General features: G+C 45.8%; 16 protein-coding genes. 8 read left to right on the top strand and 8 right to left on the bottom strand.

Annotated elements, in window-relative coordinates; translation table 11 throughout:
* Positions 1-188: 188 nt before the first annotated feature.
* A complete protein-coding gene (locus tag U0033_RS03575; protein ID WP_262487756.1) occupies positions 189-311 on the bottom strand; it encodes a hypothetical protein in 123 nt (40 codons plus the stop codon).
* A 240-nt stretch (positions 312-551) separates the two neighbouring features.
* Here U0033_RS03575 and U0033_RS03570 point away from each other — a divergent pair, with 240 nt between their 5' ends.
* The 3 genes from U0033_RS03570 (at position 552) to trhO (ending at position 2,615) form a co-directional block, all read left to right on the top strand.
* Positions 552-758 (top strand): hypothetical protein, encoded by a 207-nt coding sequence (locus U0033_RS03570; protein ID WP_072357566.1) that lies wholly within the window; start codon positions 552-554, stop codon positions 756-758.
* A 170-nt stretch (positions 759-928) separates the two neighbouring features.
* Positions 929-1,177 carry a hypothetical protein gene (locus U0033_RS03565; protein ID WP_072357567.1) on the top strand — a complete coding sequence of 83 codons (249 nt, stop codon included), beginning with the start codon at positions 929-931 and terminating at the stop codon, positions 1,175-1,177.
* A 397-nt stretch (positions 1,178-1,574) separates the two neighbouring features.
* Complete coding sequence (trhO, locus tag U0033_RS03560; protein WP_072357568.1) at positions 1,575-2,615, top strand: oxygen-dependent tRNA uridine(34) hydroxylase TrhO; 1,041 nt, start codon at positions 1,575-1,577, stop codon at positions 2,613-2,615.
* Between the two features lie 198 nt (positions 2,616-2,813).
* On the opposite strand, the gene U0033_RS03555 is transcribed toward trhO, so the two are convergent.
* From U0033_RS03555 to U0033_RS03540, 4 genes are all read right to left on the bottom strand, one after another.
* Complete coding sequence (locus U0033_RS03555) at positions 2,814-3,473, bottom strand: efflux RND transporter periplasmic adaptor subunit (protein ID WP_143150631.1); 660 nt, start codon at positions 3,471-3,473, stop codon at positions 2,814-2,816.
* Between the two features lie 135 nt (positions 3,474-3,608).
* Entirely contained in the window at positions 3,609-5,000 is a 1,392-nt protein-coding gene (locus tag U0033_RS03550; protein ID WP_072357570.1) for a HAMP domain-containing sensor histidine kinase, read from the bottom strand.
* Between the two features lie 92 nt (positions 5,001-5,092).
* A complete protein-coding gene (locus tag U0033_RS03545) occupies positions 5,093-5,779 on the bottom strand; it encodes a response regulator transcription factor (RefSeq protein ID WP_072357571.1) in 687 nt (228 codons plus the stop codon).
* Positions 5,780-6,028: 249 nt separating this feature from the next.
* Complete coding sequence (locus U0033_RS03540; protein ID WP_072357572.1) at positions 6,029-7,963, bottom strand: ABC-F family ATP-binding cassette domain-containing protein; 1,935 nt, start codon at positions 7,961-7,963, stop codon at positions 6,029-6,031.
* A 110-nt stretch (positions 7,964-8,073) separates the two neighbouring features.
* On the opposite strand from U0033_RS03540, the gene U0033_RS03535 reads away from it, so the two are divergent.
* The 5 genes from U0033_RS03535 (at position 8,074) to U0033_RS03515 (ending at position 15,847) form a co-directional block, all read left to right on the top strand.
* Positions 8,074-8,643, top strand: coding sequence for a DUF3347 domain-containing protein (locus U0033_RS03535; protein ID WP_072357573.1), 570 nt, complete (start codon positions 8,074-8,076; stop codon positions 8,641-8,643).
* A 639-nt stretch (positions 8,644-9,282) separates the two neighbouring features.
* Entirely contained in the window at positions 9,283-11,223 is a 1,941-nt protein-coding gene (gene thrS, locus U0033_RS03530; protein WP_072357574.1) for a threonine--tRNA ligase, read from the top strand.
* A 338-nt stretch (positions 11,224-11,561) separates the two neighbouring features.
* The gene (infC, locus tag U0033_RS03525) at positions 11,562-12,278 is read left to right on the top strand and encodes a translation initiation factor IF-3 (protein WP_245801721.1); all 717 of its coding nucleotides are present in this window, start codon (positions 11,562-11,564) and stop codon (positions 12,276-12,278) included.
* A gap of 167 nt (positions 12,279-12,445) precedes the next feature.
* Positions 12,446-12,844 (top strand): response regulator, encoded by a 399-nt coding sequence (locus U0033_RS03520; RefSeq protein WP_072357575.1) that lies wholly within the window; start codon positions 12,446-12,448, stop codon positions 12,842-12,844.
* A gap of 12 nt (positions 12,845-12,856) precedes the next feature.
* Positions 12,857-15,847 carry an ATP-binding protein gene (locus U0033_RS03515; protein WP_072357576.1) on the top strand — a complete coding sequence of 997 codons (2,991 nt, stop codon included), beginning with the start codon at positions 12,857-12,859 and terminating at the stop codon, positions 15,845-15,847.
* Between the two features lie 407 nt (positions 15,848-16,254).
* Here the strand turns inward: U0033_RS03515 and U0033_RS03510 are convergent, their stop codons facing one another.
* From U0033_RS03510 to U0033_RS03500, 3 genes are read right to left on the bottom strand one after another with little or no spacing between them, the layout of a single operon-like run.
* Positions 16,255-17,550 (bottom strand): DUF4302 domain-containing protein, encoded by a 1,296-nt coding sequence (locus U0033_RS03510; RefSeq protein WP_072357577.1) that lies wholly within the window; start codon positions 17,548-17,550, stop codon positions 16,255-16,257.
* 11 nt (positions 17,551-17,561) lie between these two features.
* Entirely contained in the window at positions 17,562-18,389 is an 828-nt protein-coding gene (locus U0033_RS03505; protein ID WP_072357578.1) for a zinc-binding metallopeptidase, read from the bottom strand.
* Between the two features lie 18 nt (positions 18,390-18,407).
* Positions 18,408-19,844 carry a RagB/SusD family nutrient uptake outer membrane protein gene (locus tag U0033_RS03500; RefSeq protein WP_072357579.1) on the bottom strand — a complete coding sequence of 479 codons (1,437 nt, stop codon included), beginning with the start codon at positions 19,842-19,844 and terminating at the stop codon, positions 18,408-18,410.
* Positions 19,845-19,862 lie beyond the last annotated feature (18 nt).

Raw genomic sequence — 19,862 nt, 5'->3', positions numbered from 1 at the left:
AGGTATGCATATTTTAAGACGAAATACAGTTCATTTGTTTAAAAAAACACCTGTCTTAACGTAATTTGTCACTGAAAAAAGGATATGAATCATTTTATCAGATATGAAAAAAATCTGATATTTGATCCGTCATTGAATGGTGTAAATAGAAAAAGGGAAAGCCTGCCATCGACCTTCCCTTTTGTTTACTAATATCTTTCCTTTTTTGCTTTGTAGCTTTCTTTGGGATCACGATCGTAAAAGTAAGCCAGGAGGCGGTATACCCACAATCCTACGATAAAGTAAAAGATGTAAAGAAAAATTGTACTCATAAAATTCACATTTTTGGGTCAAACACTGATTACTTGTCCTGTTCGTTTAGTTCAAAAAGGATGCCAAGTCTTAAGATTAATTTATATACAATAATAACCAGATAGTTATATAGGTTCAGATATGTCTGCGGCAACCTGAACTTTTAGTATCTGTAGCATGTTATAATAAAGGTAATCTAAATTCAAGCCAGATTGGTTTAGATTTTTATAGCATGTTTGTGTTAATCAAAATATCCCCATATGAAGAGAATTGCATTATTCGCATTTATCCTGGGCGTAGTACTCGCTACGCTGGCTTACTTTGCAGAGATTTATGAGTGGATGGGATTGCAGGAGTATTTAACGGTCGGTTTTACAGGTTATGTATTGATTATTAGTAGTGCGGCGTATTACATGTCTTCATTGTTGTATGAGTGGGGGATGGAGCCGGCGATGTGGGAGGCGTGAAGGGCTGGTTGTCATTAAGTTTGGAGGTCAGATTGTAGAAATTATGCGCGGTTGGTTGAAGTGTTCCCGGGAATGGGTAATTTCCTTTTCCCTCAGGCTATAATCCAATTGTCTAAGCGATAGATCCATCTTTTGGACAGATACAATTTCTCTGACTATATCTGCATTTAATGGAATTGCCTGTGAGTAGGATTGATCAGTCCTCTTCTTATTGCCAGCTCGATAATGATTATAATATGACATGGCTGTATCCGGGTTTTAACTTAACCCGAACAGAACCAGAAATATTATCGCTACCCAATACTGGTGGAATAAAGGTGGCTGATTCAATGGATGATCTATTCTTATTAAGCAATTTAAGAAAAGCCTGGGGAGATAAAATCCTCTCTCCGGATAAGCGCAGTATATTGCTTTTGTAATCAAACATATGCATCAATTTTGCAGGTTAAATAAACAAATCTTGTTAATGTGGGCTATCAAATGGCTGATAGGTTGGCTAAATCTCAATTAATTTACATAATTCCCCTTTTATTTTGTGTTTAAAATAGCTTGATTGTGGAATTCCATGCCTTATAATTGCACAGCAAAGTGAGCCGTAACATATCTCCCCCAATTTTTTGTTCTCCCTCTACTTACTGGAAATGTTGAAGAAAAAATAATATTATACCTTTGCGGAATTATTGATTATGTCTTATATGCCTTTTAGCAGGCATATAAGACATAATCAATAATTTGAATTACGAAACCCTTCCATTATAAGGGAATCGTAGAAATTTTGCTCACAAGGCAAGTGTTCTTAAAATTTCTACTAAAACAATGGCATTACACAACCGCATTTCTGCAGCTGAACTAAAAGTGAAGCTGGCAGCAGAGACATTTCGTCGCGTCACCGTCTCGTTTTACCAGTACGCAAAAATCGAAGATCCACAGGCTTTCCGTGATGACTTATACTTAAAGCTCGATGAGCTGAAGGTATTTGGCCGTATTTACGTGGCCTCCGAGGGTATTAATTCCCAGATCAGCATTCCTGAGCATCATTTTGAGGAATTCAGGAATCGCCTGTACGCGTATCCTTTCCTCACTGGCATCCGCCTGAACATCGCGGTAGACGATGATGGCAAATCCTTCTGGGTACTTAAGATCAAAGTCCGCGAAAAGATCGTGGCCGATGGCATCCAGGACCCGACCTTCAGCATGGAAAATAAGGGGAAGTACCTGAAAGCCAAAGAATTCAACGAGCTTACTGAAGATCCCAATACCATCGTGGTAGATATGCGTAACCACTACGAATATGAAGTGGGGCATTTTCAGAACGCCATCGAGGTGCCATCTGATACGTTCAGGGAGCAATTACCGATGGCGGTAGATATGCTGAAAGAGAATAAGGATGCGAATATCGTGATGTATTGTACCGGTGGGATCCGTTGTGAAAAGGCATCCGCCTATATGCTGCATCATGGGTTTAAGAATGTGTTTCACCTGGAAGGAGGCATCATTGAATATACTAACAAGGCAAAGGAGCAGGGATTAGCCCTGAAGTTTAAGGGAAAGAACTTTGTATTTGATGATCGTTTAGGAGAGCGGATCACTGATGAGATTATCAGTAATTGTCATCAGTGTGGCAAGCCTTGCGATACGCATACCAATTGTAAGAATGATGGGTGTCACCTGTTGTTTATACAGTGTGAGGAGTGTGCGGCTAAATATGATGGCTGTTGTAGTGAGGAGTGCCAGTCAGTGTATCACCTGGCGCCGGAGGTGCAGCAGGAAATGAGGAAGGGAACGGAAAAAGGAGTGATGGTGTTTAATAAGGCGAAAGAAAGATTACGGCCGAGGATCAACGAAAAAGAAGAATAAAAAAAGGAACAGGTTGCGCTTTAAGGTGCAACCTGTTTTGTTATTTAAAGGATACGAGTTACTAAAAAAAAACCGCCCCGCGTTGTTTCTTCTGCGGCGGGGCGGAGTAATTGAGCATGAAAACAGTTCAGACAAATTTAACATCTGAAAGAGCTGCGTTTGCATGTCCATTCTATCAACCTATATGCGAACTAAAACTTAATTCTCACTTAATGCATCATAGATCAGCTGCTGGTGATCTGATATCACATTCTCTCCTGCATCCAGTCCTTTGCTGATATATGTGGTCTCCCCCGAAGTTGTATACGTTTCTACTTCCCTCAGCTGGATATTATATTTATCCTTAAACACCAGTACATAATTCCGGCTATGATCCGCGATCACCGCATTTTCCGGTACCGCTACCATATCATCTCCTTCACTATAATGTAATATGACTTTTGTAAACATTTCAGGCTTTAACAGCTTGTTCGAATCATCCAGTTTTATACTCAACTGCATTGCATTAGAAGATGAGTCAACGGCATCTACAGTTCCATAAAAAATCTTATCGGGCAGCGCGGCAGTAATAATTTCTGCTTTATAACCTTCTTTTACATCATCCAGATGCCGGGAAGTATAATCTACAAGTATCTCTACATCTTTTTGCTTATTCACATTCCGAGCTACTTTCCCTGAAAAATGTAATTCCATTTGAACAGGTTCGATACTGGCCGTATCGATACGGATTGTCTTCAGCATGGTATCACTCAGTACAAAAGTCTTTTTCGTGACCCCGCCTTCCAGCTGCGGATGCTTGCAGCTCCCCAGGAATAGACCCGGAGTAAGTAACAGGGAATAAAGAAAATTGCACTTCATGTCGTTCTGTAGAATAATAGCAAAATTCCCCATTCTCACTTAAAGAATGCTTTAAAGGCAATTAAAAAGTCATTAAAATACAGGAATGCAGGGGTTTATTGGTGCATTTTGAAGCCAGGTAATAGCGGGTTTTACTTAAGCATGTGGCAGTATTACTGTAAACACAGTACCTTTTCCCGGGGCGGAAGAAGCGGAAATATGCCCTTTATGCAATTGCACGATCTTTTTACAAATAGACAATCCCAGGCCATGGCCGCGGGTGGCGTGTGCATTGGCACCTCTATAGAAGGGTTCAAATACCTTGTTCAATTCATCCGGAGCAATACCAATCCCGTTATCCCTCACCTGGATCTGGATGTTATGGGTAAAGAAATCGATGGTTACCCTTGCCGTATTATCAGCAGAGAATTTAAACGCGTTATCCAGCAGGTTCAGGAATAGTACTTTCAGCAGACTTTCATTCCCTTGTACCACCAGTTCGGTATCCTGGTCCGGTACTTTCAGGAAACTGATATCCACTTTGGGGCCTCTCTGCGGTTCCGCAGCTACCGGTATATGTTTTAGTTTGACCAGGTTGCCCATTTCCAGCAGCAGCTCATCCATACGCACCGCGCTGAAGATAAACTTCTGCTGGTTCAGCTCACTTTGTGCCAGCTGGAGCAGGCCATTACTCAGGTCAGAAAGGTTCTCGGCATCTTCCAGTACAGATGCGAGGATATCGGCATAGACTTCCTTCGTTCTATCTTTGGACAGCGCTACCTGTAGCTGACTGATGATGGATGCCAGCGGCGTTCTCAGCTCATGACTGGCATTGTTGACAAAACTCTTTTGCAGGTCAAAAGCGTCACTCAGGCGCTGCAGCATGGTATTGAAATTGGCACCCAGCTGTGCAATCTCATCCTTTCCACGGGCCTCCACACTAATACCCTGGAGGTTGTTGGCATTGATGGTCTTTACCTGCGTTACCAGTTTATCAATAGGCTGCACCATTTTGCGGGCAAAGAGATAGCCGATGATGACTAATACGATCACGGCTACGACAATTTCGATGATCAGGATCCGTTTCAGGTTTTGCAGGTTCTGGTAGCCATATTTATCTAAGGAGGATACCAGTACGATCACTGATACATCTCCTTCGGTGTAGTATACACCTACCAGTTCACCGTTATCACGGCCATGACTATACTCTCCGTATTTTTTGATGTAGTCGAGTAAGGGACGGGAGGTACGGATAGCTGTATCCTTCATGTTGGAATACAGCAGATCGTAGTTCAGGTTGTATACAAGAATGCTTTCTTTGTAGAGGTCCTGGAAGGTGGTTTTATCCAGCTTGCGCAGCAGGTCTACCTTTACGGTGTTATCTTCTATGATTACGTTCGCAATGGAGCGTGCGCGGTATTCCAGGCGGTCGAGGTATTCGGCTTGCCTGGATTGTGAAGACAGGTAATAGGCTAAAATAGCAAAGGTGTTCAGCAGGATGATAGCTGAAATAGAGTAGGAGAGTGCTATTTTGTATTTGATCTTCACAATGAAAAACGAAGGGAACGCGAATGCGGTGTTTGTAATTAAAAATAAAAGTGCGAAAATGATTCCGGGTTCGGATAGGTACCTATACCGCGCTATTCTTCAGCCAGGTAATAGCCCATCCCTGTCTTGGTATGCAGCAGTTTATTATCGAAATCCTTATCAATTTTCTTACGCAGGAAATTCATGTATACCTCTATCACATTTGTACCTGTATCAAAATCAATATCCCATACTTTCTCCGCTATCACCAGTTTAGAAATCACTTTCCCTTTGTGCAGGGCCAGGAATTCCAGCAATTGATATTCCTTTGCCGTCAAAGGAATTTTCTTTCCACTGCGGGTCACTTCTTTCTTTTCCCTGTCAATCTCCAGGTCGGCAATAACGATCTTGTATTGTGAGTTCTGTTGTGACTCGCTACCAGCTCTTTTCAGGAATACACGGATACGGGCCAGGAGTTCCCTGAAATCAAAGGGTTTCACGAGATAGTCATCAGCCCCCAGTTCAAAGGCCTGCATCTTATCTTCCATGCCGCCCAGGGCGGTGAGCATAATAATAGGGATGCGGTTATTGCGGCGGCGGATCACTTCGCACACTTCATAACCATTGGCATGAGGCAGGTTAAGATCCAGTATGACCAGGTCGTAATTATTAGACGCACCCAGGCTTTTGCCCATCCGGCCGTCATAGGCTACATCTACTTCAAAGCCATTCTCTTCCAATCCTTTTTTTACGGCATTGGCTACTTTTATTTCATCTTCGACTACGAGTATACGCTGCATAAAATGATTTAACGTTGAAGTAAACTGACAGGAGGAATTGTTCTGCCAGTTTATCGAAAGCCCCTTTCGATGGCAGCATGGTACAAACTGTTGAAAGGGTTCGACTTCAATTGATGTTAAGGTATCAAAAAAAGCCCTTAGCTAATTATATCATTTTGCAATTGCCAGGAAAAGCATCCATTGGATGATTTCCTGTTGATCAATTGTTATTAGCTCTTTAAAAGATTATGTCAAACTGATGGAGCGGGATTAACCTTCCAGCTCCATCAGTTTTTCAAATGCCTTTTCGTATTCTTCGGTCGCACTCTTCAGCTCTTTACTCAGCTGTGCATAGGCTGTTTCGACCTTCTGGAACCGGGCTTTATCGGCATATACATCCGGCTTATTCATTTCTGTCTCCAGGTCAGCCTTCTTTGCATTCAGCTTTGCCAGTTGCTCTTCCAGTTGTTGAAATTGCTTCTGTTGTTTCTGGAGTTCCTTCTTCTTATCCTTATCAACCGGTGCTTTGGGCTCCTGTTGTTTCACGACTGGTGCTGTTTCTTTCTTCTGTCCTTTCTCTGCTGCTGCCTGCTGTTTCAGCACTTCTGCCTGTCTTCTCTTATGCTCTTCCCACTCTATATAGGTTCCTTTGAATTCCTTGATCTCGCCATCCACAATTTCCCAGATCTTGTTGGCCGTCTGGCTCACGAAATAACGGTCGTGGGATACGAGTACATAGGAACCATCGTATTTGGAAAGTGCGTCGATCAGCATCTGCACGGAGTTCATATCCAGGTGGTTCGTCGGCTCATCGAGCAGCAGGAAGTTCGCCTGGCTGATGATGGTCTTTGCCAGTGCTACACGGGCTTTTTCACCACCGGAGAGGATACGGATCTTCTTATATACATCATCGCCGGTAAAGAGGAAGCAACCCAGCAGGGAGCGGAGTTCAACTTCAGTACGGCCGCTACCGCAGCTTTTCAGTTCGTCGAGGATTTCGCTGTCCAGGTGCAGGCTTTCCAGCTGGTGCTGAGCGTAGAAACTGTCTACCACGTTGTGGCCCGGGATGCGTTCACCTTCCATTTCTTCGGTACCTGCTATCACGCGCAGCAGGGTAGATTTACCCTTACCGTTCGCACCGATGAGGGCGATTTTATCGCCACGGTTGATGATAGCGCTGGCATTTTTCAGGATGGAGAGGTTACCGTATTGTTTGGTAACGTCTTCCAGGGTACAGATGATCTTACCGGGAGTTCTATCTACAGTGAAGTTGATCCTGATCTTTGAAGGACCGCCATCTACCTGTTCTACTCTTTCGAGTCTGTCCAGGCGTTTCATGGCGCTCTGTGCCTGTGCGGCCTTGGAGGCTTTGGCTTTGAAGCGCTCGATAAAGCGTTCCTGCTGGCGGATGTAATCCTGCTGGTTTTCGTAAGAACGTTGCTGCATTTCGCGGCGCAGTTCTTTTTCCTCTTCATAATCTTCATAATTGCCGGAGTAGTGGTGAAGCTGTTGCTGGTACAATTCCACAATCTTGTTCACCATTCTGTCGAGGAAGAAACGGTCGTGCGATACGATGATGACAGCACCGTTATAGCTCTGCAGGTATTTTTCCAGCCATTCGATGGAGGGGAGGTCAAGGTGGTTCGTCGGCTCATCGAGCATAAGAACATCCGGTTGCTGCAGGATCAGTTTTGCCAGGAGAACGCGCATGCGCCAACCTCCGGAGAACTGGTTGTAGGGTCTTTCGAGATCAGCGGTGCTGAAGCCGAGACCTTCCAGTACCTGTTCGGTACGGTGTTTCATTTCGTAACCGCCGAGGGTTTCGAAGAGGTGAAGTTTATCGGAGAACTCGATCAGGAGTGCTTCGCTTTGGTTAGTTTCCAGTTCCTGGGTGAGGCGCTCAATGTCTTTTTCCAATTTAATGGCTTCTTCAAAAGCGGTCATGCCTACTTTGAGGATGGATTCGTCGGATTCGAAGCTGAGGAGGTCCTGGTTAAAGAAGCCGAGAGACAGGTTCTTAGCTTTGTTCACGCTGCCTTTTGAAACGGAATATTCGCCATTAATAACACGTAATAGGGTGGATTTCCCGGTTCCATTCATACCGATTAGTCCTACACGGTCGCCTGGAACAATATGCCACGAGGCATTTTCTACAATGGCCCTTGCGCCAAACTCAAAAGTAATGTCCTGAAGTGCTATTAGCATTGCCTGATTTAATTGAAAGGGGCAAAGTTAGTGCTTTTTCATGATCCTTTGTGCCGGGCGCAGGCAAAAGCAATGGTTTCCTTATCTTTGTAAAAAGATACATATAATATATGAGGTTCATAGCAGCGGCATTATTAGTGGTCAGTATAGCGGCCTGCCAGTCGTCTGACAAGAAGGAGACGGAGGATAAGGTGGATAACAGTGTATTACAGGCGCCTTATGCCACTGTCTTTTACGATTCTTTACAATTGGCCATGGAGAGTTATTATTCCCTGACGGAGGGATTGACCCAGGCGAACATTACTTATATAGACCGTTATAGCGGGGAGATGAAACTGCACCTGGATAGTTTGCCACTGCAAAGTTTGCAGATGGATTCCGGGAGACTTGCGAATGTGAGGAACCAGGTAACGAGTATGAGTGCGGAGCTGAGTGGATTGATAGGTGAGAAGGGGATTGAAGAGAAAAGGGCGGCGTTTGATATGGTGTCAGGCTTGTTGTTTGACCTGATTAAAGTGACGGGGTTGAAGGGGAAGACGGTGTACCGGCAGTATTGCCCGATGGCATTGAAGGATGCGGGTGGGTTTTGGTTGAGTAAATCAAATAAGAAGATGAATCCTTATTTTGGGAATGATATGCTGGGATGTGTGGAGGTGACGGATAGTCTGAAGTTTAATTAGGTTGAATGGATAGGCAGAGGTTTGATTGAAAGGATAGGCTGAGGTTTGATTGAAATTGAGCGGATACGATGAAGTTTGATTAAATCGATAGACTGAGGTTTGATTGAAAGGATAGGCTGAGGTTTGATTGAAATTGAGCGGATACGATGAAGTTTGATTAAATCGATAGACTGAGGTTTGATTGAAAGGATAGATTGAGGTTTAATGAAATCGATAGACTGAGGCTTGATTGAAAGGATAGATTGAGGTTTGATGAAATTGAACGGATACGATGAAGTTTGATTAAATCGATAGGCTGAGGCTTAATCGAATTGAATGGAAGTCTGCATGCAGTCTTTGCGGCTACCTTCGCATCGCTGTTAATCCGAAAGTTCTTATCAGTTGTTTGCCAAAGCATTTATTGCAGCCGGCTGCAGGCCGTTGACAAATCACTGTACGGTTGTGAAGGCAGGCGCACAGAGATTCAAGAGATACTTTTAGCAGAAAAAGTAACTGATTCAATGCCATCTTTTAACAGATGTATAAAAACCCATCAATTTTCTTAACTTCGCAAGCCCAAATGCGGTGTATCAACCAGATATACCCTTTCGGAAAAATAAAACGCAAAACTAAAAAGCTGAAGATTAACAGCTCAATCGTATGATCAACATTACATTACCGGATGGCGCAGTTCGTCAGTATGAAGCAGGAGTAACTGCAATGGACATTGCCAAATCCATCAGTGAGGGATTGGCACGCAAAGTATTGGCCGCTAAAGTGAACGGGCAGGTGGTAGATAGCTCCCGCCCAATAACGACGGATAGTACGCTGCAATTGCTGACCTGGTCTGATGCTGAAGGTAAATCTACCATGTGGCACTCTTCCGCCCACCTGATGGCCGAAGCGCTGGAATCAATCTATCCGGGCGTAAAGTTCGGTTATGGCCCTGCGCTGGAAGGCGGTTTTTACTACGACATTGACCTGGGTGGCCGTACTATTTCCGACGAAGATCTGCGTAAGGTAGAAACGAAAATGGCTGAACTGGCGAAAGCCAACAACCCATACGAACGCAGGGAAGTGAGCAAAGCAGAAGCACTCGATTACTTCACCCAAAAAGGTGACGAATATAAAATAGAAACCATCGGTGAACTGCAGGATGGTAAAATTACCTTCTATACACAGGGTAATTTCACTGACCTGTGCCGTGGCCCACACATTCCAAGTACCGGTTTTATCAAAGCCATCAAGCTGACAAATATTGCCGGTGCCTATTGGAGAGGGAATGAAAAGAACAAGATGCTTACCCGCATCTATGGTGTTACTTTCCCTAACCAGAAAGAACTGGACGAACACCTGTTCCTGCTGGAAGAAGCCAAAAAACGTGACCACCGTAAACTGGGTAAGGAACTGGAACTCTTCACCTTCTCTGAGAAAGTAGGTCTGGGTCTGCCATTGTGGCTGCCTAAAGGTGCTATGCTCCGCGAAAGACTGCAGGCCTTCCTGCAAAAAGCGCAGCTGGACCTGGGTTACCTGCCGGTTGTAACACCACATATCGGCAACGTAAACCTGTACAAGACCTCCGGTCACTACGAGAAATACGGTAAAGACAGTTTCCAGACCATCCACACACCAGAGGAAGGCGAGGAGTTCATGCTGAAACCAATGAACTGTCCGCACCACTGTGAGATCTATAAAGCCAGTCCCAAGAGCTATAAAGACCTGCCGGTTCGCTTTGCGGAATTCGGTACCGTATACCGCTACGAGCAGCATGGTGAACTCCATGGTCTGACCCGCGTACGTGGCTTTACTCAGGATGATGCTCACTTATTCTGCCGTCCTGATCAGGTGAAGGAAGAGTTCATGAAAGTGATCGACCTGGTATTGTATGTGTTCAATAGCCTGAGCTTTACTGAGTATACAGCCCAGATCTCCCTGCGTCACCAGACAGACAGAGACAAGTACATTGGTACTGATGAAAACTGGAACCTGGCAGAACAGGCGATCATTGAAGCAGCAACTGAAAAAGGCCTGAATACGGTGACCGAATACGACGAAGCAGCGTTCTATGGTCCTAAACTGGACTTCATGGTGAAGGATGCCCTGGGCCGTAAATGGCAGCTGGGTACCATCCAGGTAGATTACAACCTGCCTGAGCGTTTTGACCTGGAGTATATCGGTGCTGACAACCAGCGTCACCGCCCTGTAATGATCCACCGTGCACCATTCGGCTCACTGGAACGTTTCATTGCAGTACTGATCGAACACTGCGGGGGGAAATTCCCGCTCTGGCTGACACCTACCCAGGTAAAGATCCTGCCAATCAGTGACAAGAGCCAGGCTTATGCAGAAAAAGTGGCAGAATTGTTAAAAAAAGCGGACATTAGAGCAGAAATTGACGACCGGGGTGAAAAGATAGGTAAGAAGATCAGGGAAACCGAGATTGCAAAAGTTCCTTATATGCTGGTACTGGGCGAAAAAGAAGCTGCCGATAACAAGGTAGCTGTACGCAGACAAGCGAAGGGAGACCTCGGCGCCATGGAGATCGAACAGTTCATCACACTGGTTCAGGAAGAAGTAATTAACAGAAAATCTTTTGAATAACGATTCCTTAAAGTACTAAGTTCTTGTATCAACCCTCTAAAAAAGGGTTGATACGTTGAAAATTATAGAAATATATTTTTAACTAATTGAACTTTTGTATTTTCGGGTACGTTAATTGCTTAAGAGTCTATTAACATAAAAGGTCGGTTCATCGCTAATATCAATTATTTAATGCAAACAATCGGTAGCTGAGCTGGCACATTCTAAACTTTATAGACAATTATTAATTTGAAATTTTATTTTTTTTAATGCAGCAAGGACCCAGACCAAATTTCAACAGGGGCGGTAGAACCCCCAACTTTCGTAGAGAACAACAGCAAGAGCACCGCACAAACCGAATGATCCGCGTTCCTGAAGTGCGATTAGTGGGAGAAAACATTGAAGTAGGCGTATACCGCACGGAAGATGCCCTGCGTATGGCTGAAGAGCAGCAACTGGACCTGGTTGAAATATCTCCGAATGCCGCTCCTCCTGTCTGCCGCATCATTGACTACAATAAATTCCTTTACGAGAAGAAGAAGAAGGAAAAGGAGATGAAGGCGAATGCGCACAAAAGCGAGGTGAAAGAAATTCGCTTTACGCCAAACACCGACGACCATGACTTCGACTTCAAAGCCAAACATGCGGAGAAATTCCTCAAAGACGGTAATAAGGTAAAAACATATGTGCAGTTTAAAGGTCGTGCTATCATGTTTAAAGAACGTGGTGAGCTGATCCTGCTGAAATTCGCAGAAAGACTGGCAGAAGTAGGAGCACTGGAAGGTATGCCTACCATGGAAGGTAAGCGTATGATCGCCATCTTCGCTCCTAAATCAGCCAAGAAAAAGCCAACCGGACCGAAGGAACCTAAGGAACCAAGGGAAGAACGGGCTCCGAGAGAGGATCGCCCGCAACAGCCGAGAGAGGATCGTCCTCAGCAACCTAGAGAAGATCGTCCACAGCAATCAAGGGAAGATCGTCCTCAACAGCCGAGAGAATCCCGTCCTATTGTACCTGCACAGGGACAAGCACAGGCGCCAGCTGCTACACCAGCTCCAGAAAATAAACCAGAATAACAACTGGTATAGTTAATATTGAAAAAGACCCGGAGCCACTGGTTTCGGGTCTTTTTGTATGAATAGCCACATGCTGACAGGCAGCGGCATTTTGCTGACAATTTAGGTATCCAATTTGATACCTACCTGCTTATAAAAACTGTATATTGTTTAAGCTTAAACACAATATGGAGGATAGGATTATTTGCTTTTTAATAGACGATGACGATGATGACCAGGAGATTTTTTCACTGGCCCTGAGCAACATCGATGAGAATATTCATTGCATCACCGCCAATGATGGTATTGATGCCCTGACAAGGTTAAACACGGAGGATAAATTTACGCCAAACTTCATCTTCCTGGATCTGAATATGGTTCGCATGAACGGACGGGAATGCCTCTCTGAAATCCGCAAGATTCCAAGACTGGATAGTATCCCCGTAATTATTTATTCTACTTCGTCCGAACAACGTGACATAATGGAAACCAAGACCCTGGGCGCTGCCGATTACATTGTTAAACCATCCAGTATGGCCCTGCTGGAGAAAAGATTGGAGCAAGTTTTGAGAGGGTATCATACCTGATTTCAGCATTATATGGAATTGACAAATACTGTTGTGCCTGAATTTCTCACCGGCGGTGGGGAAATGGGCGCGTTGATCCGCTCCCATGACTGGGCATCTACCCCATTAGGTCATTACGAAACATGGCCACAAAGTTTGAAGACCTGCGTACGTATCATCCTCACCTCCAGCCAACCTATGTTTGTTTGGTGGGGGCCGGAGCTGATCAACCTGTACAACGATCCCTACAGATCCATCCTGGGAGGTAAACATCCCCAGGGATTAGGCGTTCCTGCTGCCGAAGTATGGAAGGAAATCTGGGATGCCGTAGCGCCCCGGGCCAGGGTCTGCATGGAAGAAAATATCGGTACTTACGACGAAGCCCTGCTCCTGATCATGGAACGCAACGGCTACCCCGAAGAGACCTATTATACCTTTTCATATAGCCCCATTCCAGGCGATTACGGTGGCACCAACGGGATTATTTGTGCCAATACCGACGATACCCTACGGATCACCGGCGAAAGACAATTACGCACTTTAAGAGATTTAGGGAAGAGCATGGCTGACACCAGCTCCGATATGATCGTCTTTGACCATACCATCAATATCTTCAAACAGAATCCACACGACTTCCCCTTTGCCTGCATTTACCAGCTAAATACAGAAACCGGTACCGCCAGCCAGGTAGGTTCAACGCACGAAAATGTGCTGCCAGGAAGGATCAAACTGGATTCCGCCGTCGCTGATTACTGGAAGTTGCCGGAAGCAATCTATTTTAATAAAACCCTGGTTATCAGTAACCTCATAGATGGCTTTGGAGATTTACCTTCAGGTGCCTGGGCTCGCTCGCCAGACCATGCGCTGGTGATTCCCATCCATGCCGGGCAATCGAAAGTGAGCGCCCTGCTGATCGTGGGACTGAACCCGCACCGGCAGCTCGACGAAAAGTATAACAGCTTTTTTCAGCTCATTGCCGACCAGTTGGGAAGCAGTCTGTCGAATGTATACGCCTACGAAGATGCCCGTAAAAGAGCCGACTCCCTCGTCGAAATCGACCGGGCCAAAACGGCTTTCTTCAATAACATCAGTCATGAGTTCCGCACCCCACTCACCCTAATGCTCGGACCTTTGGAAGAATTGCTGGGCGGAGACAAATCGGCGTTTTCGACGAAACAATGGGCCGACCTTGAAACGATGCAAAGGAACGCGAACCGCCTCCTGAAGCTCGTAAATACACTCCTTGACTTTAGCCGGATCGAGGCTAAAAAAGCACAGGCGCAATTCTTCCCCGTAGACCTGGCGAATGTCACTATCGACCTGGCGGGCAGCTTCCGCTCAGCGATCGAGCATGCCGGGATGCAACTGGAGGTAGACTGCCAACCATTCCAGGATACGGTCTATATAGACCGGGATATGTGGGAGAAGATCGTTTTAAACCTGCTTTCAAATGCATTTAAATATACCCTGAAGGGTACGATTTCGGTGTCATTGCGGGAGGATGATGGTAAGGCCGTACTGCGGGTGAGAGATACGGGTATTGGTATTCCTGCGGAGGAACTGCCCCATATGTTTGAACGCTTTCACCGGGTAAGGCAAAGTGGCGGCCGGAGTTACGAAGGTACGGGCATCGGACTTTCATTAGTCAAAGAACTGGTGCTATTGCACGAAGGCAGTATCGGGGTGGAAAGTGAGCCGGGGCAGGGCAGTACCTTCATTGTAAGTATTCCATTAGGCACTGATCACCTGCCTGCGGGCCAGGTGTCGATGCAGGAGGATAATGATTACTTTTCCCTGTTGCCCGAAACCTTTGCCCAGGAGGCGGCTCACCAGGTGGAAACAGCAGCGGTGCAGCATGAAATACTCGTGGATGGCGATAAGCCCCTGGTGCTGATTGTGGATGACAATGCGGATATGCGGGATTACCTGCAGCGTTTATTGCAACCTTACTATATTGTAGATACTGCAGCGAATGGAAAACTGGCCCTGGAGCGGATCAGCAGGCAGTTGCCAGAACTCGTGATCAGTGATGTGATGATGCCCGAAATGGATGGGGTTAGCCTGTTACATCATTTGAAAGGCGATGCGCAGACATCTGCCATTCCCGTTATCCTGCTTTCGGCAAGGGCGGGTGAGGATGCCAGGATAGCAGGGTATGATGTGGGGGCGGATGATTACCTGGTCAAACCTTTCTCAGCGAAGGAATTGTTAGCCAGGGTACGTGTACAGATCCGCATCACACGCCTGCACCGACATGCTGTGGAAATATTGCAGCAAAGTGCCCAGGAGCTGGAACAAAAAGTCGATGAGCGTACGGCGGAACTGCTGCGGAAAAATAATGAATTAGAACAATTTGCGTATATCGCCAGCCATGACCTGCAGGAACCCCTGAGGAAAATTAGAACCTTCTCGGAATTATTGCAGAAAAGTATGCCGGGCAATGGAACCCAGGCGAACCATTATTTTGAGAAGATCCAGTCTTCTGCGGCTCGTATGACCAATTTGATTAAAGATGTGCTGGACTATTCCCGTTTGTCAGACCCGGATGCACGGTTTGTTGATACGGATCTGCAGGCGGTGCTAAAAAATACGCTCACTGATTTTGAACTCCTCATTGAGCAGAAGGGGGCAATGGTGCAGGGGCTTGGTTTGCCGGTGGTAAGGGGTATTCCCTTACAATTGCAGCAGTTGTTTACCAACCTGATTGGAAATTCCCTGAAGTTCTGTGAGAAAGATCCTTTGATTCAAATCAGTGCGGTGGATGTAAATGAGGTACCGGAGGTACTGGCGGGTGATCAACGTTACATTAAACTGGTTTTCCAGGATAATGGGATTGGGTTTGAACAGCAGTTTTCTGATCGCATTTTTACCATCTTCCAGCGACTGAACGAAAAGAAGGCGTATGCGGGTACGGGAATTGGTTTGGCGTTGTGTAAGAAGATTGTAGAGAATCATCATGGGATGATCCTGGCGGAAGGGGAATTGGGGAAAGGGGCGAGGTTTACAGTGTATTTACCAAAATAGAAAGGGTGTCTCGGCAGTATACTTGATCCGGGTTAAGGTTTACATGATGCGGTTCCCGAATTTTTTGGTATACTTTTGAGACACCCTTTTGCGCTGAAAGCAGGGCTTCTTTTCGTTGAAGAAATCTTTCTTTTATGAACTTTTTGCTCTGAAAACAGGTTTCATTTTCCGTTGAAGAATTCCTCCTTTCATGAACTTTTTATTCTGAAAACAGTGTTATTTCCGTTGAAGGATTCCTCCTTTCATGAACTTTTCATTCTCAAAACAGTTTTCATTTCCGTTGAAGAAATCTTTCTTTTATGAACTTTTTGCTCTGAAAAACAGTGTTATTTCCGTTGAAGAATTCCTCCTTCCTGAACTTTTCTATTCTCAAAACAGGCTTATTTCCGTTGAAGAATTCCTACTTTCTATTCCAGGTATCCGGTGAAATAAAATCCCTGATCCTCTACACTTTTCAACTGCCCAAGCGTTCCTGCAAAAAAGTCCATTGTAAAATGATCATTTTGCAAATGGCTCCTTAAAGGTGCCAGATCCGTGGCAATCAATGCCGCATTCCCCTGGTAGGCTTGCGCAGTAAAATCGAATACCCCTGCGGCCGTTTTAGTATAAGTATATGGATACTCTGCCATGTAGAGATTATTATTCTGAATGATGTACACATCAAGTTTCAGCACCTGCTGCCCCGGATCGAAAGTGAAGTAAGTATAATAAAGTGTCAGTCGGTAGTTCCCTGTCTTCAGCGATGCCGCGATCGACTTCCACATATTTGTAAAATCAGTGGACCACCCGGGAATTGCTTGTGGTGGCACTACGATCGAAGAAAAGCTCACCCCGAGCAACAAGTGCATAGGTATGATTGAATTATCTGCTACCTGCACATCCATCCGGCTTCCATTCACCTTTATATAAAAGACCTGGTTATCAGCATCCCAGAACGCTTCATTGAAGGTGTAAGTACCATACGTAATGGGTGTTTGCAGGTACAGGCCATCGGTTGTATAGTAATATGGGGTAGAGATGAGTTGCACTTTCCCTGCATCATCCAGGTAAATCAGGGTAAAGTTTTTAGCCACCGTATTGATACTTACCTGCAGTTTCTTCCCATCTGCAAATTGTAAATACTGCCAGGGGAAATCGGCAAGGTTGTTTTCAATATCTGTCAGCTGTTGGCCGAACTGTCCGGTGGTATAGGCATCATGCTCCGCCTTTGTGGCTTTCACCAGGATCATTTTAGTGCTGTAAGTAATCCCGGTTAGTTTGATGGTATCATTTGCCACACTATCAATGGAATATTCGAAGTCTACCGAATAGCCCTGGCCAGTCACGCCGCCGTATACATTCGGATCGGGATCTGCCAGCAGGTGCAGGTAAGAGTAGGTATCAAATAATAGGGAGGGGCGCTGCATGGCTTTCAGGCGGTAAGTGCTGTTCTGTGGCGTGTGGGCAGCATCCCAGGTTACATCTCCGTACATATTGACCCTGCCAGCGGTATCGAATGTAAAGTAGAAACTATAGCCTCCGCCGGCAGCGGGGAATACGGCTGTTTTCCATCCATATTCAGCACCGGTCAGTCTTGATTTATAATCGGCCAATGCCTTTGCCAGTCGCTGGTCCGGCGTTTCGCCAAAGATAGATTTCGTTTGTTCCTTGCGGCAGCCCAGCAGGCATGCAAGCAGCAATAGATATAATATATGTGTACGCATGTGGCGCAGTGTTAAAGGTTATCAATAGCGGTTTGTACCCGTGTCTGCAAACTATAGAAGTCTATCTGCCAGTTCTCTTTGAAGTAGCGTACTACGACTTCCTCTTTCTGTCGCAATTTGGCGGCCCCGGCATCCGGTGCGCTGCCTACAATGGCATCGAAACCATCTTTCCCTTCTACGAGCATGGTCGATACCATTTCCACAAAGTCCTCATCCGGTGCACTACGCGCATACTGGGTCACAAAGCCCCTGGCCAGTGCTTCCCCCAGGGAATAATCATTCCAGCTGCCGGTATACCCGGTTGATATTGTTTTGAATTCTACGGGGTACATGATGGTCTGATGCAGGATGTGTGCAAACTCGTGGTGAATGGTATGCAGCATTTCGCGCACGCCGGCTTTGTTATTCAGGCTGAATGCGTTCAGGTCAAAGAGCACTACTTTGCGGCCGCCTTCTGCAGTACCCAGTGTGATGGTGTTATTGGTATTGTATTGCGGGCTGCCTACCAGCACAAACTGTTTCTGGCAATACTTCTTAAAGAAGGTAGCGCCGGCTTCGTTGATGTAGGGTTGTACCCATGTCTGCGCGATGGTGGTCATCACTGGTTTTACCTGTGATTCAGCTATAGGCACCAGGTCTTTATTCAGTGACAGTTCGTAGCGATCAAAGCGGTATTTCACCTCTAAATTATATGGGTTCACGAAATTGGTATCCAGCCAGAAATCAAGGGGGCCTTTATGCCAGGTTTCGCCACCCAGGCCGGGCAGGTCTGTATCCAGGGTTTCTTTCCTGGAACAAGCCATCAGCAACATGATCAATAATATCGGTAAGTATTTCATTTTCTTTTTTTTGAGTGGTTAACGGGGATTTTGTTCAAGACCGGAGAGCTTTACCTCCTGTGGTAACTGAAACAGTCTGCGCGGGTCATTGCCACTCAGGGTTTCGCCACTGTGTGTCACCGGAATGTGATAGCGCAGGATGTCGAACCAGCGCATGCCTTCCTGCATGAACTCTGCCTGTTTAAAATCAAGCAGTGTATAGATCAGGCCTGTCCTTACATTGGTAGTACCGTAGTAATCGGCCAGTTTTGTATTCGTGATCTGGTTACTGGTGGTATAACCATCTATGCGCATGCTGGCGTAGTCGTTCAGGTCCTGCTTAGCCGCATCGTAATTACCAAGATAGATATTCGCTTCAGCCCTGTTGAACAGGACCTCTTCTGCTGAGAAGAGCGGGAAGATGGTGTAAGGCACGCCGATATCTGCATTGGCGCTGGAGCGGACAAAGTGTTCCCTGAATTTCAGGATCTCCCAGTTGTCAGTATTATCACCAATGTAGTAAAGTGGTTGTACCCAGGTAGCGCCTGTTACATTGGTATATCTATAGATGTTGTAGACGAGGGCTGTTTGCAGGCCGTAACGATATTGCGCCAGGTTACGCGCCCAGATGGAGGGGGCTTCTACCAGCAGGAGATTAGCCGGCTCTGAGGCATTCGTATACAAGGCCAGTGCTTCGGCAGCGGTGAGGTTCTGGTACACGGTCACCCATTGACGCAGGTTGCTTTTGATGTTCCCGCCGGGAAATACATTGGCCGCGTAAGCGAGTACTTTCTGGTAATTCTTTTTGAACAGGTAGAACCGTGTGGCAAAAGCATTTGCCGCCGATGTGGTGAAGTGATATTTGGGCACTTTGTAACTGGTATTTTTAATCAGCGGCAGGCCGGTAGTGAGATCTTTTTCGATCTGCTCGTATACATAAGCTACCGTTTTGCGCTCGTATTTTTTGATCACTACATTCTCAGGATCGGTTACGTAAGGGATACCCGGATCCTGTGCGGCAGTAGTGGAATCATACACTTTACTGAAGAGGGTTACCAGCATGAAATGTGCGTAGGCCCTGGCTACGAGTGCTTCTCCTTTTTGAGCGCTGTAATCAGCAGGGTTCTCTGCTTTTTCAATGGCCTGTAATGCCTGGTTGCAGGCGGCGATGGCTTTGTAGCAATTGTTCCAGTAGTAGGTAGGAGAGCCTTCTGTCTTGTCGATGACATCCCTGAAATAATAGGGGTTGGTATTGATCTCCAGCGATACCGTGCCACCGGTACCCTTGTCCGCAGCATTGTCAGATGCGGCTTCGGTGAAGGTAGCATAGTCTGCCTGCGGATATGCGGTACCCAGCAGTTCTGCCACTTTCTCCACACTGTTAAGTTGTGTGCGCTGATCCGGTGCCTGCTCCAGGTATTTTTTACAGCCGCCGCCGGCTAATAATAGGAGGAATAAGATATGATGCTTTTTCATGAATGCGTGTTTTAGAGG

Source organism: Chitinophaga sancti, assembly GCF_034424315.1.
Lineage (GTDB): Bacteria > Bacteroidota > Bacteroidia > Chitinophagales > Chitinophagaceae > Chitinophaga > Chitinophaga sancti.
This window is presented reverse-complemented; position numbering and strand designations above follow the sequence as displayed.

Coding starts and splice junctions, on each gene's coding strand:
- U0033_RS03575 (WP_262487756.1), bottom strand. CDS start 311: ATGAGTACAATTTTTCTTTACATCTTTTACTTTATCGTAGGATTGTGG.
- U0033_RS03570 (WP_072357566.1), top strand. CDS start 552: ATGAAGAGAATTGCATTATTCGCATTTATCCTGGGCGTAGTACTCGCT.
- U0033_RS03565 (WP_072357567.1), top strand. CDS start 929: ATGGAATTGCCTGTGAGTAGGATTGATCAGTCCTCTTCTTATTGCCAG.
- trhO (WP_072357568.1), top strand. CDS start 1,575: ATGGCATTACACAACCGCATTTCTGCAGCTGAACTAAAAGTGAAGCTG.
- U0033_RS03555 (WP_143150631.1), bottom strand. CDS start 3,473: ATGAAGTGCAATTTTCTTTATTCCCTGTTACTTACTCCGGGTCTATTC.
- U0033_RS03545 (WP_072357571.1), bottom strand. CDS start 5,779: ATGCAGCGTATACTCGTAGTCGAAGATGAAATAAAAGTAGCCAATGCC.
- U0033_RS03540 (WP_072357572.1), bottom strand. CDS start 7,963: ATGCTAATAGCACTTCAGGACATTACTTTTGAGTTTGGCGCAAGGGCC.
- U0033_RS03535 (WP_072357573.1), top strand. CDS start 8,074: ATGAGGTTCATAGCAGCGGCATTATTAGTGGTCAGTATAGCGGCCTGC.
- thrS (WP_072357574.1), top strand. CDS start 9,283: ATGATCAACATTACATTACCGGATGGCGCAGTTCGTCAGTATGAAGCA.
- infC (WP_245801721.1), top strand. CDS start 11,562: ATGATCCGCGTTCCTGAAGTGCGATTAGTGGGAGAAAACATTGAAGTA.
- U0033_RS03520 (WP_072357575.1), top strand. CDS start 12,446: ATGGAGGATAGGATTATTTGCTTTTTAATAGACGATGACGATGATGAC.
- U0033_RS03515 (WP_072357576.1), top strand. CDS start 12,857: ATGGAATTGACAAATACTGTTGTGCCTGAATTTCTCACCGGCGGTGGG.
- U0033_RS03510 (WP_072357577.1), bottom strand. CDS start 17,550: ATGCGTACACATATATTATATCTATTGCTGCTTGCATGCCTGCTGGGC.
- U0033_RS03505 (WP_072357578.1), bottom strand. CDS start 18,389: ATGAAATACTTACCGATATTATTGATCATGTTGCTGATGGCTTGTTCC.
- U0033_RS03500 (WP_072357579.1), bottom strand. CDS start 19,844: ATGAAAAAGCATCATATCTTATTCCTCCTATTATTAGCCGGCGGCGGC.